This window comes from Rhizobium sp. 05N430 (assembly GCF_056396985.1).
In genome coordinates this window covers 61573-78573 of the sequence record NZ_JBFTMO010000016.1, presented here as the reverse complement: position 1 = coordinate 78573, position 17001 = coordinate 61573, and the positions used below count along the sequence as shown (strand labels likewise).

Genomic DNA, 17001 nt, shown 5'->3' with positions numbered 1-17001 from the left:
GGACGCTGTTCGCTCGAAAGGATCCGAAAATGAGTACGCCATTTCCCAGCCACGAAGGAAACGCCCGGGATTTCAAGGAGCATCGCATTCACCACGATCAGGGTAACCTGTACGTCCGCGAGTACGCGGGAGACGGGCCGGCCTTCGTATTAATGCATGGCTTCCCCGACAATCTTGGCATTTACGACTTCCTCGTTCCGCATCTCGTTGACGCTGGCAAAAAGGTCGTGACGTTCGATTTCCTTGGTTTCGGTGCATCCGACAAACCTGAAGGCGCAAGGTATTCGTTTCCGCAGCAGCAAGGCGATCTGGAACATGTCATTGATGCGCTGGGTCTGAGCAAGATCATCCCCGTTCTGCACGATTCCGCCGGCGTCCCGGGCATCAACTTCGCGATTGATCATCCGGAAAAAGTCGCAGAACTTATTATTTTGAATTCGGTTTACAACGATGTTCCCGGGGACCGCGTACCGGAGCTCATCGAGCTGTTTGCGACCAAGAATCTTCAGAAGGTTTCGATGATGATCGCGCAGAAGCCGGAGTTCATCGGCTCTGTGCTGAACCTTCAAAGATCTCTCTTTCAGGCCGCACTTTCCGACAAGCACGTTAAAACCTACGTGGAATTTCTTGGCCCGCTGATCGACTCGAATTTTCGTATGTCGCCGAGCAGCGGTCCGGCGTTCGTGCAGATGACGTCTGGCTTCTACGACGCCACCGCAGCAAACAACGCGCGCCTCCTGGACGTTCAGAAGCTTGAAGTCTCGGCCAAAATCATCTGGGGAGAGCGAGACCCTTACCTCTCGGTCAATACTGCCAGAGACTTTCATGGAAATTTGAAGAACTCGACACTTCATCTCCTCGACGCTGGTCACTGGGTCCAGATCGATGAAGGAAAACGAGTGGCGGAGATAATTCTCTCGTAACGCGCGGGCTAAGTCGCCTTCGAATGCATGCAAGTTTCGACCTGGTAAGGGTGGCGCGTCAGTAGCGCCGCCCTGGTTTACTATAAATGTTAGGAAAGTGAAATGAGACAAACTAGCCTCCTCAAGAGCCATATTGTGCTTAGCCCGCCAGAGGCCGCTGGAGGCGCCGGTGCCTCCGACAGGACGACGATCGGTCACATCGACATAGCTCCTGGCCTGACGCTTCGCCATCTCGTTGGCAAGAGCCCAGCTGCAAAGGGCACGGTGCTCTTCTTGCATGGATTTCCGGAGACAATGCTGGTTTGGAAGGCCATCGCAAATGAGCTTGTCGCCGATTACAATGTCCACGCATTTGACTGGCCTGGCTACGGCTTGTCATCTCGGCCTGCGGCGGAGGATTTCGAATATTCTCCGAAGGGCTACGCGGATATTCTGAGGGCCTATGTCGAAGCCGCTGGCATTGATCGCTCGGTGTTGACGATTTACGCGACCGATATCGGCTCGTTGCCTGCACTATTGGCCGCACTTGAGGAGCCAGAGATCGCGAAGCAGATCTTCGTCGGCGATTTTGCCCCGTTGAACCGGCCTCAATATATGAGCGAGAACCTTCAAAACCTGAAGTCCGAACCCTCGGCCTCTCACGCACGCGCCTACTTCAAGAACGCTGGAACCCAGATCCCCGCGAACGCTCATCGTGCTGGCCTTGATGCAACGGAACAGTACGATCTTCTGCCCGATGTCCTTGCGGACATGACAGCAGCTTGGGAGGAAGGCGGGATGACGTCTGGCGATGCGTTCTACCACTACTACTCGAAATTCACGCGTGACGAAGATTATTTCGAAGCCAACATCAACGGTCTTAAGACGCCGTTCAAGATACTTTGGGGTGAAAAGGACGTCTACATCAACAAGGGCATGGGTGAAGAGTTGGCGCGTCTAACGGGTGCTCCGCTTGCCATTCTGCCGGGGCTTGGCCACTATGTGCATCTTCAGAAGCCGGACGTAGTCGTCGAGGAGATCCGGGCTTCTGCCTGAAGAATATCTGGTGCTCGCTCATCGATTGTGCGAGCGCCAAATGGTCAATGTGGTCGGTTGGCGAGGTGGCTCAGCGTTTCGTTGCCATCGAAGATTCAGGTCATCCGCCAACCGGAGTTCAGCCGATGATTGACGATGATTTCCCGCCGATTCCGCCATTTCGCACGGGACCCAGAGGCCTTTGCCCGCGTTGCGGCAAGGGCCACCTTTTTTCGGGATTCTTGCAGCTGCGCCCAAACTGCGAGGTTTGCGGTCTGGACTACTCCTTCGCCGATCCAGCTGACGGGCCGGCTTTTTTCGTCATTTGCTTCGCATGTATTCCAACCGTGCTGTTGTCAGTCTGGCTGGAGGTTGCCCATGACGCGTCACTCTTAACCCAAGTGCTGGTAACAGGACCGTTCCTAATTGCCACCTGTATCCCACCTCTTAGGCCGTTGAAGGGCTGGCTAGTTGCGAGCCAATATTTCTACAAGGCTGAGGAGGGGAAAGTTTCCAGCAACGTAGACCCCTGAGAAGCCCGGCATCACCAGGCAATGCCCGCCAAGGTGCATGGCGGGCATCGTCGTGACGCTCATTCGACGGGCAACGCAACTTCCTCCGCACTCGACCGATGCGAGACCGCAGCGGTATCGCTGGCGCTGATGAAGGTCCATGCTGCAAGAGCTGCAGCGCAGGCCAGTACGGCCGCAGTCAAGAACACTGCAGAGTAGCCAGAGGCGATGGCCATTATCGCGGCTGTAGGGTCACCAAACGCTGCAGCAGCTCGGGCGTCGCCTGCCACCAGTTGCTGAGCCAAGGTTGTTGCTTGTTCGGCTGTCCCAGCCACTTCGTTAACCAGGACGCTGACGACCCGATTGAACATGATGGCGCCAAGTGCGGCGAACCCTATCACGATGCCTGCGAAGCGGATCGTTCCGCCGACACCTGCCGCCATCCCTGCGCGTTCCGGAGGGATGACAGTCATGGACACCTTAGCCGTTTCGCCGTTCAGGAAGCCTGCGCTAATGCCGACAATGAGCATCCCTGGCAGCATCGCCAAATAACTCAACTGGAAAACTGCTGCGCTTAGAATGAGGAGGCCAAGGCTGCTCAGGCTGAGGCCGGTCGTGATCAGAACGCGACCCGAAAGACGATGTGTCAGGTAGCGCGATACAATTCTCGGCATCAGGAAGATTGGCACCGCCATAGGGAGCATAAACAAGCCGGCCTGCTTTGGCGTAAGTCCCAAAGCACTCTGGAAGAACAATGGGAGGTACGTCAGCATGGTGAGGACACATGCCGCATACGCTACTCCTGCGACATTGGCGCCGATATATGTCGGGTAGCGGAAAAACTTCAGATCCAGCATCGGCCGCTGCTGCCTACTTTCGACAACAAGGAACGCAACGAAGAAAACTGCTGCCGCGAGGAACTCGGCCAAAACGCGCGGGTTGCTCCAACCTGCATGATTTCCTGAGATCAGCGCGTGAGTAACTAGGCCCAGAGCAATCGCGAACGAAGCAAAGCCAGGGATATCGAGCTTTTTCGCGCTTGGATCCTTTGACTCGTTGACTGAGGTAAGCGCGAGTAGACCCACGCCAATTCCAATCGGGATGTTGAGATAGAAAGCCCATTCCCAACCGACGGTCTCGGTAATAAGGCCGCCGCACAACGGGCCCAACGTGATGGCGACGCCGATAACACTACCCCAGAAGGCAAACGCCTTTGCCCTTTGGGGCCCACGAAACTCGTAGGAAAGCAGGGCCAGGCCCGAACTCAAGAGCAACGCTGCACCAATGCCTTGGACAGCTCGTGCAGTGTTGAGCACCAGCGCAGTCGGCGCAGCGCCGCAAAAGAATGATGCTACTGTGAATATTGTCAGGCCGACGAGCAGAATACGTCGCCGTCCATAAAGGTCCGAGAGAGTGCCCGCCGGAAGGACGAGTGACGCGAAGGTCAGCGTGTAGGCGCTGATGACCCATTCAATTGCCGTAAAGTCTGCATTCAAGGAATGCGAGATCGAGGGCAGGGAGACCGCCACGATATTGGCATCGAGGTTGATCATGAACGAGGGGATCGACACGCACAGCAGGACGAGCAGAGCTGATCGGCCGCTAGATTTGGGGATTTCCATGAGATCGCTTTCTGCAAAACTGGAATGGTTGCATATGCACGTATTGCCATTAGTTGCATATACACATATATGTCAATCCATCAATTTCGGTGGAGATGGACTTTCCGACGATGAGCAAACAAGAAATACCAGCTCGTAGCCTTGGGCCATGTAACGCGACCGCGCTGCGCAAGGCGGCCCGCCATGTCACTCAGCTTTACGACAACGTTTTGGCGCCCAGCGGATTGCGGTCCACGCAACGCTCCATCCTCGCGCAGATTGCCCGCTCGCACGGAGCAGGGGTCGTTGAGCTTGCCGATGCGCTTGTTCTCGACCGAAGTTCCTTTAGCCACAATCTGCAGCCCTTGGTGCGCGATGGCCTCGTTAGTATGAACGTTGACCCGCGAGACAAACGCGCTCGTATTGTTTCTCTCACGGCGGAAGGTAAAGCGCGGCTGGATCATTCCAATGAACTGTGGAGCTTGGCGCAGAACAAATTTGAAGCAGCCTTCGGAAAGAAACAAGCTGGAGATCTCAGGGACACGCTCATGCGAGTTGTCTCGGTCGAATTCTGATGGCGCGATCGTCAAATGAGGTTGCGGCATCACGTCGAGCGGAGATTGTCGCTGTTGGTGCGCGGTTGTTCTGTGAGCGTGGGATTGCCGCGGTTAGCATAAATGAGATTATGCAGGCCGCTGGCCTGACCCACGGGGGCTTCTACAACCATTTCGCAAGCAAGGAGCAACTTGCAGCGGAGGCTTGCTGCTTTGCGTTCGAGCAATTCAGCAGCTATCGGATCAAACCTTTCGAAGAGCTTCTTGACGCTATTGGAGAAAGCTCCTGTCCTGTAATATGCTTCGCGCATGAGGCGGCTGAACACAGAGACTCTAGCGAGTTTCGCGAGGCCTATGCTGCCGGGGTGGCGAGGCTGTTTTCAATTTTTGCGACCGCGGCCACTTCGAGATTTCCCAAGGCAACTGATGCAGCTATCCGAATATCATTCGGTGCCTTGGCAGGCGCTGCGATATTGGGCACGGCAGCCGGTCGGGAAGGGTATCTTCGCGCCACGCGCCTGTCGGTCCTCAAGGCCCTATGGGAGTTCGGCGACCATACATATGTATAGCTGGACGCACCCGCGACGCTAGCGACTATGCCTCTGAATCTTGTACGAAGCGGATCGGAGCACGCATGACCCATCTTAACGGAAATTCTGAAATGCCCATGGTGATCGCATGACACCAGCGGAGACGATGGCAAAGATTGTTGCTCTCCGCCAGGAGGGCAAAATGGAAGAAGCCTCGCAATACTTTGTAGAGGATGGTGTACTCGTGATCCAGCCAGACGCCCACGCAATCGGGCGAGCGGCAGTGAAAGAGGGACTGATCGCGATGTCGAAGGTGTTCCCGGTATTTCATATCTCCGAGCGTACCGTGGTCCAGACTGGTTCGATCGCTCTGCACCACTCACGCTGGACTGCTCAGTCGGTTGGAGAGAAGGGCGAACCCGTCGAGGCTGGTGGGGTAACTTCCGACGTCTTGGAACGCCAGGCCGATGGAGAATGGAAGGTTGTCGTAGACAATCCTTGGGGTGGCAATATTTTAGACTGAGGGAACTATTCCACTAATGAAAGCTGCAGTTTACTACCAGAATGGGGGTCCCGAAGTCTTTAAGTTCGAAGATGTCGCGGATCCGGTCTGCTCGGCCGACGAGGTGTTAATCAAAGTTGTGGCGGCCTCTGTGGAGGGCGGAGACCTGATCAATCGCGAGATCAGGCCGTTGGCTCGTGTTCCCCACATCGTAGGCTATCAATGCGCGGGCACGATCATAGCAATCGGTGCTAACGTTGCGGACCGCTCTGTTGGCGATAGGGTAACAGCGATACTTCCTTGGGGTTCGCATGCTGAGCTGGCCCTAGCAAAGGCAAGCGAAACTTGGATCATCCCCGATCAGCTCGGCTTCGTCGTCGCGTCTGCCATACCCGTTGCGTGGGGGACGGCAGCCGAATGCCTGTTCGAACTTGGAATGCTGTCTGCGGGGGAGTCGGTGCTCATCCACGCAGCGGCCGGCGCCTTGGGAATGGCAGCTATACAACTTGCAAAGCGAGCGGGTGCGACGGTCTATGGTACTTCCTCTAGCCCTGAAAAGCTCGACCGATTGAAGCACCTCGGCTTGGACTTCGGCCTGAATTCACGAGACAGCGATCTGGTCGGGACAGTCAAGAGGCTCACTGACTCGCAGGGCGTAGCGCTGGTGATCGACAGCGTCGGCGGCTCGAACTTAGCAACAAGCATTGCCTGTGCAGGATACCGTGGTCGAGTCATTAGCGTCGGGGTGTCTGGGCGCGATAGCGTTCACCCAGATCCGGTTTCCCTGTGGCGAGGCAGCAAAACGCTCCAGGGCCTATACTATCCGGAAGTGCTAGCACAGGAGCACGCACGCGTTCACGCGGTCGTGGAGGGCATTATTCGAGATGTCGCCCATGGTGAACTCGAGGTTGCCATAGACAAAGAGTATCCCCTCAGTGAGGCAGCGCAAGCTCACCAGCGCGTTCTTTCGCGAGAGGGGTGGGGACGAGTAATTCTTCGGCCCTGAATACTCTAAGCGGGCGGCAAAATTGGATGCGGACGCGACAACGGTAGAGTAGACTGCGCCCGTCTGATCGAATGGCCATCTAGACAAAGGTTGCCCGCGAGGAACTGATGAACTGGGACGAGGCTCAATCAGATAGATATACGTCAGCGTCCGCTTGGGACGTCGGCAAAGTTTTTCATGCCTTGCCGGCAATCGCTCTCGCGCTGTTGATATTCTATCTGGACACTTTCACTGAGGCTGAAAGCGCCATTGCTGTCCTTTACGGTCTGGCATTGCTCCTGGCCTCCGAATTTCTGTCCGCACGTGGGATCGTGGGTGCGGCACTTTGCTGTTCAGCGCTCACACTCGGCTCCTTTTTCATCAGCCATGGCGCCCATCCCATTGAAGGGGATGTCAGGGCGCTGGTCTCACTCGCGGCAATCGGGACAACTTCCGCTGTTTTGATGCGCGGCCGAGTCGCTACCGATCACCTCAAGAATTCGAACTCTGCCCTTAGGCGTAGCGAAGCGCGGTTTCGCGCGATCTTTGAGCAAAGCCGTGTTGCGCTTTGGGAGCAGGACTTCAGTAAACTCAAAGCGAAACTGATGGAGTTGCGCGAAGGCGGCGTAAGCAATCTCAGGAGACACTCGGCCTCATCGCCAATGTTCCTGCTCGAGTGTGCCGAACTCATCGAGAGTGTCTCCGTGAACGAAGCAACGCTTGAGCTTCTGGGACGCGACGCCTCCGAAATATCGGGACCGATCCGAAGGTTTATCCCAAAGGATGAGGAATGCCTTTTTGGCATCGTAGATTGCCTTTTCCAGGGGCGCACCAGCTTTGAAGGGAAAGGGAGGATCGTACGGCCTGATGGTTCAACGCTTTCGGTGCTTCTAGTGCTCAGCTTTCCTGAAGACGGCGTAGGCCTGGAGCGCGTCGTCGTCGGCATGTTCGACGTCACAGAGCGAGACCGGGCTCAACAGGCGCTGCTTACAGCTCAAGCAGAGATGGCCAAGGTGTCGCGAGTTGCGATGGTTGGGGCTCTGTCCGCGTCGCTAGCCCACGAATTGAATCAGCCCACGGGAGCAGTTGTCCTGAACGCACAGTCCTGTCTGAGATGGCTGAGGCGGGACGCGCCGGACATTGCCTCGGCGACTGAGGCGGCGGAACGGATCGTACGAGACGCACATCGAGTTGCCTCGATATTGGCAAGTACCCGCCAAATGATCATGCGCAACCCCGCAAAGGCCGAGTTCACCGATGTCGGCAAGCTGATCGGTGAGACCTGCCTGCTTCTGGAACACGAGCTGACCAGTGGATCCATAGTGCTGCAGACCCGTCTTCCATCGCATATGCCAGAGGTCAAGCTGGCGAGAGCCGAGCTGCAGCAGGTCTTGGTGAACCTCCTCAATAACGGCATTCAGTCAATTCGGTCAGGGGGAGAACTCGAGCGGAAATTGACTGTCGAGTGCATGATCGAGGATGGATCGAACATTGTCATATCCGTTCGAGACTTCGGAAAAGGAATAGAGGACGGCAACCTGCCGAAGCTGTTTGAGCCGTTTTTCACAACAAAAGAAGCGGGCATGGGAATCGGCTTGTCCATTTGCCGAGCAATGGTTGAGGCTCAGGGCGGAAGGTTGACCGCAAAGAACCACGGGGACGGTGGCGCTTTGTTCAAGGTCACTCTGCCGGTGGAGGTGAACAATGAGTGACCAGCAGGAAGTAGACGTCTTCATCATCGATGATGACGAACATATGCGTGCTGCGATCACTGACGTGTTGAGATCGATTGATGTTAAAGCGCTCGCCTTTGGCGATGCGACATCATTTTTGCACGACATCGCTCCAGAGACTCCCGGGTGCATTTTACTTGATGTTCGTATGCCTGGGACCGATGGCCTGGAGATACAGCACCAGCTGGTGTCGGCAGGATATAAGATGCCGATCATTTTCATTACCGGCTTCGGCGATATTCCCATGACGGTGCAGGCAATGAGGGCTGGAGCGTTGGATTTTCTGACCAAGCCGTTCAACGATGAAGATTTGTTCAAATCCGTTAGAAACGCGCTTGAGCGTGATCAGGAGCGCCGCACCAGAGAAGCCGACCTTGACGCTGTCATCGCGTTGTCCAAGACGCTCACGAAGCGGGAGCGCGAGGTTATGGGGCATGTGGTTAAAGGCCTGATGAACAAGCAGATCGCGTACGAGATGAGCCTCACTGAGATCACTGTGAAGCTTCATCGCGCAAGTTTGATGAAGAAGTTGAAGACGCGGACATTGCCAGATCTGGTGCGGCGTGCCGAATTGATCTTCAATCACTGGAAGGCCTCTCCCCCTTCCTCAGAGGCTGTTTCGGAACGTGAGCATTAGGAAAGCGATGGTTGAGATGTCGCAGGATCGGGTGATCGCAATCGTGGATGACGACACCGCGATTCGGGAAGCCCTCCAAGATCTACTCAGATCGTTTGGCTACAGGACTGAGGCATACACGTCAGCAGAAGAGTTCCTGGCGGGCTGCAGCCTCAGTCGGGTGCAATGTCTGATCTTGGACGTGATGATGCCCGGGCTCTCCGGGCTGGAGCTTCAACAGACAATATGCAGTAGCGGGTCTGTTCCCCCGGTCATTTTTATGACCTCGCATAATGATGAGCGCACTCGAAGCGCCGCAATGCGTGCCGGCGCTCATGATTTCCTTGGGAAACCGGTTGACGCAGACGTTCTGATCAAGAGCCTGCGGTCCGCACTTCGGGATTGAAAGCACGCCAGACTGGCAACGGGATGTCCGAAATTGCCCGTAAAAATGTCATATGCAAACGCGTGAACTTCGCTAACTTCCGCATTCTATACCTAAGATCAACAGGATAGCTGCTTCACTTGAATCGATTTCGATTTCTCCATTCGGGAGGTTACCGACATGGTCTCATCGCAAGGTTCTTCCGCCGAAGCATTAGTCGCTTATGGTCAACCTATTGGAATGCTGTCTGGCGGAACTGGATGCGCGTTGTTAGCTGAAGTGATGGATGCCCATGGGGGGCAGGAACAGTTCAGGCGTTTTCGCACAGCGAGAGGTAACTTTAGGATCGAGGGCGACATTTGGTCGTCGAGAGGCGGCCCGCCCGCGCTTGTTAGCGGGATTTTCGAAATCGGGCTTCGTGATCAGACCGTGCGTTTACATTGCGCTGTGCCGCGTAGGATCGAAAGTAGTTTCACACCGAAAGTGATAGCGATTCACTCGCCGGAGGGCGGGTTTGTCGAAACACAGTATAATCCCAGGTCATCATTTCCCCTGCGCGAAACAGAGCGACCATGGGACGATTTCCAATTAGCATATATTTGCAGTTATTCGCTCTGGAACGTCATTACGCAGCCGTTCCTGTTCGCTTACGATGGTTTCAGAACAATCGAACTCTCGCCATTGGAGGTCGATGGAAGGCGATTGCGTCGAGTGGAAATTACATTTCCGCCGCATATAGCAGCCCACGCTCCGAGGATTATCTGCCACGTGGCGCCAGATGGTCGTATGCATTCACAGGATTTCAGGTTCGATTTGCTGGACGCCGCGATGACAAGTGTTTTCGCTGACTACGCTGATGTCCAAGGGGTTCGACTACCAACTCGTCGAAGCATGTTCAGGAAAACGGAACTCGCACGAGCGAACCCCTCGATCTTCGCGGAAGTGAAGATCGAGAAGCTTACGTTTTACTGAGCTCGCTTGAGCAGCTTGACAGTGGCCGACATGCCTGGACGCAGCTGACACGCTTCTCCTGACTTCGGTCTATGCCAAGGCGCACTGCATGCGTTATACCATGCGCATCGGCGGTGCGGAAGCTGCAGAGAGAGGCGCTCTGGACGCGCGGCGTGTCCGCGGCACGCTGGAGGGTAGGGCGGGCCGGGGACACGCTCCGTCTCGTGGGAGGAGGCGAGATCGGTAGGTAGAAGATCTCACTTATGACGCATTGGTGACAGCTATACGTCGGTATGGTTTGTTAAATGGCGCGTTCTGATCGGATTGCCCTGCGAACGGCCTGGGGTGGGTGACCGAAAAGGTCTATGAAGGCTTTGCGCATGCGGTCGCGGTCGTTAAAGCCGGTTTCGCGGGCGATCATATCTATAGGATGCCGCCCTTCCTCGAGCATCTGCCGGGCTGCTTCGGCCCGCATCCTCTCGATCGCCTTGGCGGGAGACTGCCCGGTTTCCCCTTTGAACGCGCGGCTGAACTGTCGAGTGCTCAGGTTTGCAACGCGTGCCAGGTCTTCAACTGACAACGCGGTCGCGAGGTTGGCGCGGGCAAAGTTTACGGCATTTTGGATGCGGTCGGATTTAGCATCGAGTTCCAACAGGGCCGAAAACTGCAGTTGGCCGCCCGATCTCCGATTATACATCACAAGGATCCGCGCGATTTCTTTTGCAAGGTCGCTACCAAGGTCGTCTTCGACCATCGCAAGAGCCATGTCAGTCCCAGCGGACATCCCTGCTGAGGTCCAAAAGGGGCCGTCAGTTGTAAATATTCGATCTTCTTCAGTCCTTACTTGCGGGTATCGGCTGCGAAACTGGGCCGCGTAGTTCCAATGTGTTGTCGCGCGTCGTCCATCGAGCAGCCCGGCTTCAGCTAGGGCGAATGCCCCGGTGCACATTGATGCAACACGTCGGAAGTCGGAAGATCTGTGTTGAAGCTCCTCCAGGAAGCTTTGGTCGAACGTCTGGAGCCTGTCAGCACCCGCAATAATGAGCGTGTCGCCGTCAAATTCCGAGAACGGCGACGAAGCGACGTCAGCCCCCAACGAACTGCGGACCATGCCTCCATTTTGTGAGACCATGGTGATGTCATAGTAAGGACTACCTCGTCGAAGATTAACCATCTCGAAGGCAGCCGTTGCCGCAAGGCTCATCGCCGCAAAATCTTGATAGAGCATCAGTGCAATTTTTGGCACGGAGAGAATCCACTGTCTCGCTAATGCCGCCCTGGCGACACCGCGGCTCATGTCACCGCGCTTTAAAGTGCGCGACCTATACATTCGTATGGTATCGGCAACCCCTCAAATTTGGGCAGATTTTCTTCGACGGGTCTGGGGTAAGTTATATCGCCTATCGCACGCGCGACCCCGCGCAGCCTCCGCTTTGCGGAACCGTAGTTTGACCACAGGAGCAGCTCTTGACGTTTAAGATTACTGGCGATCCGCTGATCGGCGGAGGCGAATACCCTTCTTCGACATCTGTGGCTCCCGCGCAGCCCGCGGCAGGCGAACATGTCGTCGCAATCAATCCCTCAACGGGCGAAAGTCTGACACCCTCGTTCAAGATGGCATCCGCCGCTGACGTGGACCGGGCATGCGCCGCTGCTGCCGAAGCTTTCGACGAATTTCGCGCGAAGAGCCTAGACGAGCGTGCGTCGTTCCTGGAGAAAATCGCGGACAACATTACCGAAGTTGGACCGCAGCTTCTTGATCGCGCCGTAGAAGAGACCGGATTGCCGCGCTTTCGTCTCCAAGGTGAGTTCACGCGGACAGTCAATCAACTTCGACTTTTTGCACGCGTAGTCAGAGCTGGTGAGTGGCTCGACTTGCGGGTAGATGAAGCGATGCCGGACCGTCAGCCGCTGTCACGCCCTGACATCCGTCTGCGGCAGATTGGCTTGGGACCTGTAGCAGTTTTTGGCTCAAGTAACTTCCCTCTCGCCTTTTCCGTGGCGGGTGGTGATACTGCCTCAGCGTTTGCAGCCGGCTGCCCTGTCGTCGTTAAGGGCCATCTCGCGCATCCTGGGACAGGTGAACTAGCGGCCCGCGCCGTTCTTAAGGCGGTGAAGGACTGCGGGATGCCCAACGGCATATTCTCGCTCCTGCCGGGCGCTAACGAGACCGGTGCTGCGCTGGTCGGTCACCGCGCTATAAAGGCGGTTGGATTTACAGGATCTAGGGCAGGCGGGATCGCACTGGGCGAGATCGCCGCGAGGCGGCCCGAGCCGATTCCGGTTTATGCTGAAATGTCCAGCATCAACCCAGTATTCTTGTTCCCCAATGCCCTGGATGCACGCACGGAAGAGCTGGCAAGCGGCTTTGTTAATTCATTGACAGTCGGAGCAGGGCAACTCTGCACTAATCCCGGCATCTTGATCGCAGTCGCCGGCGCCGCACTAGAGCGGTTTACCTCAACGGTCTCCAAGCTCATTGGGGAGCACGAACCCGGGCCAATGTTGACAAGTGGCATACACGCAGCCTTCGACAGGGGCGTGGAAACTCTAGCGTCTCACGACGGAGTTCGGCAGGTTGCCGGTAGCCGCGTCAGCGCAGGTCAGAATCGAAGCCCGGCTGTATTTTTCGAGACCAGCGTTGAACAATTCATTGCCGATCCGCGACTAGCTGAAGAGATTTTCGGAGCAAGCAGCCTGCTCATCCGTTGCGCTAGCATCGAGGAGCTTGTTGGCCTTGCCGAGCACTTCGAAGGCCAGCTCACTGCTACCCTTCACATTGACGCTGAGGACTACGTTTTCGCCAGATCCTTGGTCCCCGTGCTGGAGCGCAAGGTCGGCCGAATTCTTGCCAATGGTTGGCCGACAGGCGTGGAGGTATCTGACGCGATGGTTCACGGGGGACCGTTCCCGGCGACTTCCGACAGCAGGACGACGTCAGTCGGCACAATGGCCATCCGTCGTTTCTTGCGACCGGTTTCTTATCAGAACCTTCCCGCGGAACTTCTACCGGTCGAGCTCAGACCAGAGGGTGTAGATGAGCTTCCAAGGCTTGTTAACGGCGTACGAACAGCTGCGAAGGCCTGAGGCTGCATATGGGCTCGAAACACAATGTATCGCCGGGGGACGGCGTCTCCCTGGCACTGTTTCGCGCGTACAATCGAATGCTGGCGAATTATCGTCCGCTGCTTGAGCCCTATGGATTGACGTACATGCAATATTTGGTGCTCGGCGCACTTTTGGATCGGTCGCCCCTTACAGCGGGTGATTTGGCTATGGAGCTTGGTCCAGAGGCCAGCTCTATCAACAACGCTGTTTTGAGCCTTCAGACAGCGAGGCTTGTGCTGAGAGTCCGTGATCCCGAGATGCGACGCGGATCCAAGATCGTTTTAACCGAAGGTGGTGAGAGTTTGAGAGAAACCTTATCAGCGTTGTCCGCCAATTTCGACAAACTCGCAAACGCCGGTCCAGAAGCGGACTCAATCCCGGTCATATTGGATCGGATGTTCAGCGAGTAGCCGGTCAACGGTCATTGACCCGCCAACAAACTCGGAGGCAACGTAAGCGGTTTTCACATCAATGAGTTTATCGACGAAATCAGGATGTGTTTGGCTGAACGCAATCCCGAATGTTACCGAAACGAACTTGTTGGCATGCTCCATCATCAGATCAGTCACCGGCGTCACAGTGCCCCAGGCGACGGCCCAATAGAATTCGTCGTAATCCGCCATAAATTTTGTGAGAGTCCGCTTCACTTCGGCTGCAGTGAGGAACGTAGTAGCCATTTTGTGATCCAAATGCACATAGTAGAAGGGCGCGTTCTTACATCAGCGCCCTATAACAAACTCTCACCTCTGTGTCTGGTGTCATACTTTGTTCTGCTGAGACTGCTCTTGAAGCTGGCGCTCGATCTCCTTTTTGATCTGAGCCTCCATATCAGCACGAACGTCTGGCGGAAGACTAGACAAGTTGGATTCCGACATGCCGTGTGCCTCAAGGTATCTAGCCCGGATCATCTCGGCCGGCGTCATGTTCGCGTACTTGGAAAATTTGTCCAAAATCTCCTGATGCTTGCTTTTTACGCTCAGTGACGGTTGAGAATTCGTGTTTGAGCTTTCGTCGCTATCGTCCATGGATGGGGCAGGCGTTTGCCCAACCTGATCTAGCGCCGAGGAAAACGCGCTGGAGCTGCTGCCACTTGGGCTACGTTTGACGGAAAGAAAACCCTCGACGTTGCTACTTGAATCGACCTTCATGAAATACCCCGTTTCAGTAAAAGCGAATCTCTATCGCTACGTGTATGCGTAGGACTTACTCATCAAGCTGTACAACGTCAAAAACACTGGCAATTTAGGACGCTGCTGAGCTGCGCCACAGCACGACTCAGCAGCGGCATCGTCAAGCGGCCGGAGGGGTGAATGATTCTGCGTGCTTCTGGATGAATTCTTTTACGCCCATCGGCGCGACGCCTGTGAGCTTCTCTACATCACCACTGAAACGATCGTAGCGGTTGGCCTTGTGAAGCTCAGCCATAGTCGCAACGTGAGAAACCACATGCTGTGGAAGACCAAAGCTAGCGAACTTCTCCTTCCATACGGCCACCGGTACGTCCATGTATGTGATTTCGCGGTCCAAAGCGTCAGAAAACTCCTTGGCTACGGCCTGCATATCCTGAGAAACTGGACCGGTCAGGTGGTAGGTCTGGCCGATATGGATGTCCGGATTGCTAAGGATTTCTGCCACAACACGTGCCACGTCATACGCAGCGATCGCTGAATTCTTTCCTGCGCCAAATGGGGCAAGTATTTTGCCCTGAGCGGCCACCAATGAGGCGTTCTGCAGATATAGAGCTTCCAAGAAAGCAGTCGGTCGAACCGTGACTACAGGCAGGCCAGACCATTCGAGGGCTTGCTCAGCCAGCCAATGCTGCTTCTGTTGCGGGCTCGATGTCGTGTTGTGGATGTCCATTTCCTTGACGGTCATCTGGGACATGTTCACAAACGCTTTGACGCCATGGTGTTTGGCAACAGCTGCTACGTTGATGGTGGCCTCGAGGTAGCTAGGCGAGAGCGACATGCTGAAGTAGATTCGTTCGCATCCCTCGATTGCTCGGTGGACATCGTCGAGGCTGAGAAGGTCACCAACGACAACCTCGGCGCCGAGTTCGCGCAACGTCGCTGCTCGATCATCGTCGGTGCGCACCATCGCCCGAACGTTGAAGCCGCGCTTAATCAAGATTTCGGTAGCGGTTCGGCCCACGGATCCGATGGAGCCCGCGGCTCCGGTAATGAGAATAGGGGTCTTGTAGTTGCTCATTTTGGTGTCCTGCATGGTGAAGGGTTTGCTGAAGCGGGAGAGCCAGCCATCGAGATCTGATTAGAAATGCAAGCATGCTCCCGCCAAACGGGTTTGTCGTGCAACAAATGTTCTGCGCTCGATCGTTATTCGCTCTGCGCGGGCTATCGTGACTACGCGCCAAAGGGCTACAAACACGCGCGTCGGCCCGCAATGTCGTAAAGCACCGTCATTTCGGACATTGATCCCAAATAGACAAGAAACACAGGCTCATAGAAATGTTGCATATGCAACATATATGATCTCATATGATCTGTTCAAGGCTGTTAGCTGTTAGGAATCAAACAGTCCGGTGTGGAGCCGGGGGCATAGGTGAACTGCGTCGAAAGCCGAGATACTTTAAGGAAGCTTGGCGCCGCTTAGCTCGCCGCATAGAAGGGCAAGGACGAATTGGAGGAACCACGATGACAGAAGCTCTGGATGAGGGACCCTTTTACCATGGCACGGTCGCAGTCCTGCGGCTGGGTGACCTACTCACTCCGGGGTTTAGGTCAAATTATCGTCCCGAAGTCGTTATGAACCACATCTATTTCACAAGCAAAATGGACAGTGCGGGGCTTGCCGCTGAAATTGCAGCTGAACTCGCGAAAGGTGGAACCCCTCGTGTCTACGTCGTAGAGCCAACCGGGTCATTCGAGAACGACCCCAATGTCACCGACAAGAAGTTTCCCGGTAACCCAACCAGGTCTTATCGCAGCAGCGCACCACTCAAGGTCGTTGGCGAAATCACCGACTGGACCAGACTGACGCCCGAGGCACTTCAAACGTGGAGAGACCGCTTGAAGGCACTGCTCTCAGACGAACGAGCCGAAATCATCAACTAACGAGAGAAGTGCGAATGACCCCAACAGTTCGCCTTTTTGCTCCTGTTGAATCCGTCTTATCTGCCATATGATCGCCATCTGCCTTGCGCGGGGAGCGACGTGGAAAATTCTGTAACAGTTGTGAAGTTGGGCGACGGCTGGGCAGTTTACGTGCTTGACGGTGGCGTCGTGACCAGCCAAATCTTCAAATTCGAGGCCTACGCGACTGCTTGGGCTGATGGTCAACGTTCACGGCTCAAACTGCCCCCGTTCGATCGGCGCCCCCCTTATGTAAATTCCACCTCCCCGCTATTAAATGAGTGAGCTGCTCGGCCTCTCAGCCGATCAGCTCACAGCGCATAGGTTTGCCATGATGTCCAACCGTGTATGGGGCTTGTCATGTGGACCGGCCAGATCGGGGAACGGAATGTAAACGTGCCATTCGTCCACGCACTCAAAGGTGCATTTTTTCCCTGACAAGCAAAGTGCATCATCGCAAAAGTCTAGCGCTATCTAGTGCCAGAAATGAGAGCTTGC

The 17001-nt window shown here is 55.5% G+C and carries 19 protein-coding genes; 14 read left to right on the top strand and 5 right to left on the bottom strand.

Annotated elements, in window-relative coordinates; translation table 11 throughout:
• Positions 1 to 29: 29 nt before the first annotated feature.
• The 3 genes from AC1DJO_RS24855 to AC1DJO_RS24845 all read left to right on the top strand — a co-directional run bounded on the left by AC1DJO_RS24855 (position 30) and on the right by AC1DJO_RS24845 (position 2470).
• Positions 30 to 923, top strand: coding sequence for an alpha/beta fold hydrolase (locus tag AC1DJO_RS24855; protein ID WP_477973395.1), 894 nt, complete (start codon positions 30 to 32; stop codon positions 921 to 923).
• Between the two features lie 102 nt (positions 924 to 1025).
• Positions 1026 to 1958 carry an alpha/beta fold hydrolase gene (locus AC1DJO_RS24850; protein ID WP_477973393.1) on the top strand — a complete coding sequence of 311 codons (933 nt, stop codon included), beginning with the start codon at positions 1026 to 1028 and terminating at the stop codon, positions 1956 to 1958.
• A 125-nt stretch (positions 1959 to 2083) separates the two neighbouring features.
• Entirely contained in the window at positions 2084 to 2470 is a 387-nt protein-coding gene (locus AC1DJO_RS24845) for a DUF983 domain-containing protein (protein WP_477973391.1), read from the top strand.
• Between the two features lie 59 nt (positions 2471 to 2529).
• Here the strand turns inward: AC1DJO_RS24845 and AC1DJO_RS24840 are convergent, their stop codons facing one another.
• Positions 2530 to 4071, bottom strand: a complete 1542-nt coding sequence (locus AC1DJO_RS24840; protein ID WP_477973389.1) for an MFS transporter — start codon at positions 4069 to 4071, stop codon at positions 2530 to 2532.
• Positions 4072 to 4181: 110 nt separating this feature from the next.
• On the opposite strand from AC1DJO_RS24840, the gene AC1DJO_RS24835 reads away from it, so the two are divergent.
• The 8 genes from AC1DJO_RS24835 to AC1DJO_RS24800 all read left to right on the top strand — a co-directional run bounded on the left by AC1DJO_RS24835 (position 4182) and on the right by AC1DJO_RS24800 (position 10327).
• Positions 4182 to 4625, top strand: a complete 444-nt coding sequence (locus tag AC1DJO_RS24835) for a MarR family winged helix-turn-helix transcriptional regulator (protein WP_477973387.1) — start codon at positions 4182 to 4184, stop codon at positions 4623 to 4625.
• Positions 4625 to 5173 (top strand): TetR/AcrR family transcriptional regulator, encoded by a 549-nt coding sequence (locus tag AC1DJO_RS24830; protein WP_477973385.1) that lies wholly within the window; start codon positions 4625 to 4627, stop codon positions 5171 to 5173. The genes AC1DJO_RS24835 and AC1DJO_RS24830 overlap by 1 nt, the downstream gene beginning before the upstream one ends.
• A 127-nt stretch (positions 5174 to 5300) precedes the next feature.
• Positions 5301 to 5657, top strand: coding sequence for a YybH family protein (locus AC1DJO_RS24825; protein ID WP_477973383.1), 357 nt, complete (start codon positions 5301 to 5303; stop codon positions 5655 to 5657).
• A gap of 16 nt (positions 5658 to 5673) precedes the next feature.
• Positions 5674 to 6642: a quinone oxidoreductase family protein gene (locus AC1DJO_RS24820; RefSeq protein ID WP_477973381.1), complete on the top strand. Its 969-nt coding sequence runs from the start codon at positions 5674 to 5676 to the stop codon at positions 6640 to 6642.
• Between the two features lie 107 nt (positions 6643 to 6749).
• On the top strand, positions 6750 to 8333 hold the full coding sequence (locus tag AC1DJO_RS24815) for a PAS domain-containing sensor histidine kinase (protein WP_477973379.1): 1584 nt from the start codon (positions 6750 to 6752) through the stop codon (positions 8331 to 8333).
• On the top strand, positions 8326 to 8991 hold the full coding sequence (locus AC1DJO_RS24810) for a response regulator transcription factor (protein ID WP_477973377.1): 666 nt from the start codon (positions 8326 to 8328) through the stop codon (positions 8989 to 8991). Before AC1DJO_RS24815 ends, AC1DJO_RS24810 begins: the two co-directional genes overlap by 8 nt.
• A gap of 7 nt (positions 8992 to 8998) precedes the next feature.
• A complete protein-coding gene (locus tag AC1DJO_RS24805) occupies positions 8999 to 9376 on the top strand; it encodes a response regulator transcription factor (protein WP_477973375.1) in 378 nt (125 codons plus the stop codon).
• A gap of 159 nt (positions 9377 to 9535) precedes the next feature.
• Positions 9536 to 10327 (top strand): hypothetical protein, encoded by a 792-nt coding sequence (locus AC1DJO_RS24800; RefSeq protein ID WP_477973373.1) that lies wholly within the window; start codon positions 9536 to 9538, stop codon positions 10325 to 10327.
• 280 nt (positions 10328 to 10607) lie between these two features.
• On the opposite strand, the gene AC1DJO_RS24795 is transcribed toward AC1DJO_RS24800, so the two are convergent.
• Positions 10608 to 11552: a GlxA family transcriptional regulator gene (locus AC1DJO_RS24795; RefSeq protein ID WP_477973474.1), complete on the bottom strand. Its 945-nt coding sequence runs from the start codon at positions 11550 to 11552 to the stop codon at positions 10608 to 10610.
• Positions 11553 to 11773: 221 nt separating this feature from the next.
• Between AC1DJO_RS24795 and AC1DJO_RS24790 the strand changes: the two genes are divergently transcribed.
• The gene (locus tag AC1DJO_RS24790; RefSeq protein WP_477973371.1) at positions 11774 to 13393 is read left to right on the top strand and encodes an aldehyde dehydrogenase (NADP(+)); all 1620 of its coding nucleotides are present in this window, start codon (positions 11774 to 11776) and stop codon (positions 13391 to 13393) included.
• A gap of 8 nt (positions 13394 to 13401) precedes the next feature.
• Positions 13402 to 13824 (top strand): MarR family winged helix-turn-helix transcriptional regulator, encoded by a 423-nt coding sequence (locus AC1DJO_RS24785; RefSeq protein WP_477973369.1) that lies wholly within the window; start codon positions 13402 to 13404, stop codon positions 13822 to 13824.
• Here the strand turns inward: AC1DJO_RS24785 and AC1DJO_RS24780 are convergent.
• From AC1DJO_RS24780 to AC1DJO_RS24770, 3 genes are all read right to left on the bottom strand, one after another.
• Positions 13786 to 14091 (bottom strand): hypothetical protein, encoded by a 306-nt coding sequence (locus AC1DJO_RS24780; RefSeq protein ID WP_477973367.1) that lies wholly within the window; start codon positions 14089 to 14091, stop codon positions 13786 to 13788. The genes AC1DJO_RS24785 and AC1DJO_RS24780 overlap by 39 nt on opposite strands.
• 81 nt (positions 14092 to 14172) lie before the next feature.
• Positions 14173 to 14562 carry a hypothetical protein gene (locus tag AC1DJO_RS24775; RefSeq protein WP_477973365.1) on the bottom strand — a complete coding sequence of 130 codons (390 nt, stop codon included), beginning with the start codon at positions 14560 to 14562 and terminating at the stop codon, positions 14173 to 14175.
• A gap of 142 nt (positions 14563 to 14704) precedes the next feature.
• A complete protein-coding gene (locus AC1DJO_RS24770) occupies positions 14705 to 15622 on the bottom strand; it encodes an NAD(P)H-binding protein (protein WP_477973363.1) in 918 nt (305 codons plus the stop codon).
• 443 nt (positions 15623 to 16065) lie between these two features.
• Between AC1DJO_RS24770 and arr the strand changes: the two genes are divergently transcribed.
• On the top strand, positions 16066 to 16485 hold the full coding sequence (gene arr, locus AC1DJO_RS24765) for an NAD(+)--rifampin ADP-ribosyltransferase (protein ID WP_477973361.1): 420 nt from the start codon (positions 16066 to 16068) through the stop codon (positions 16483 to 16485).
• The last annotated feature ends 516 nt before the right edge of the window (positions 16486 to 17001 follow it).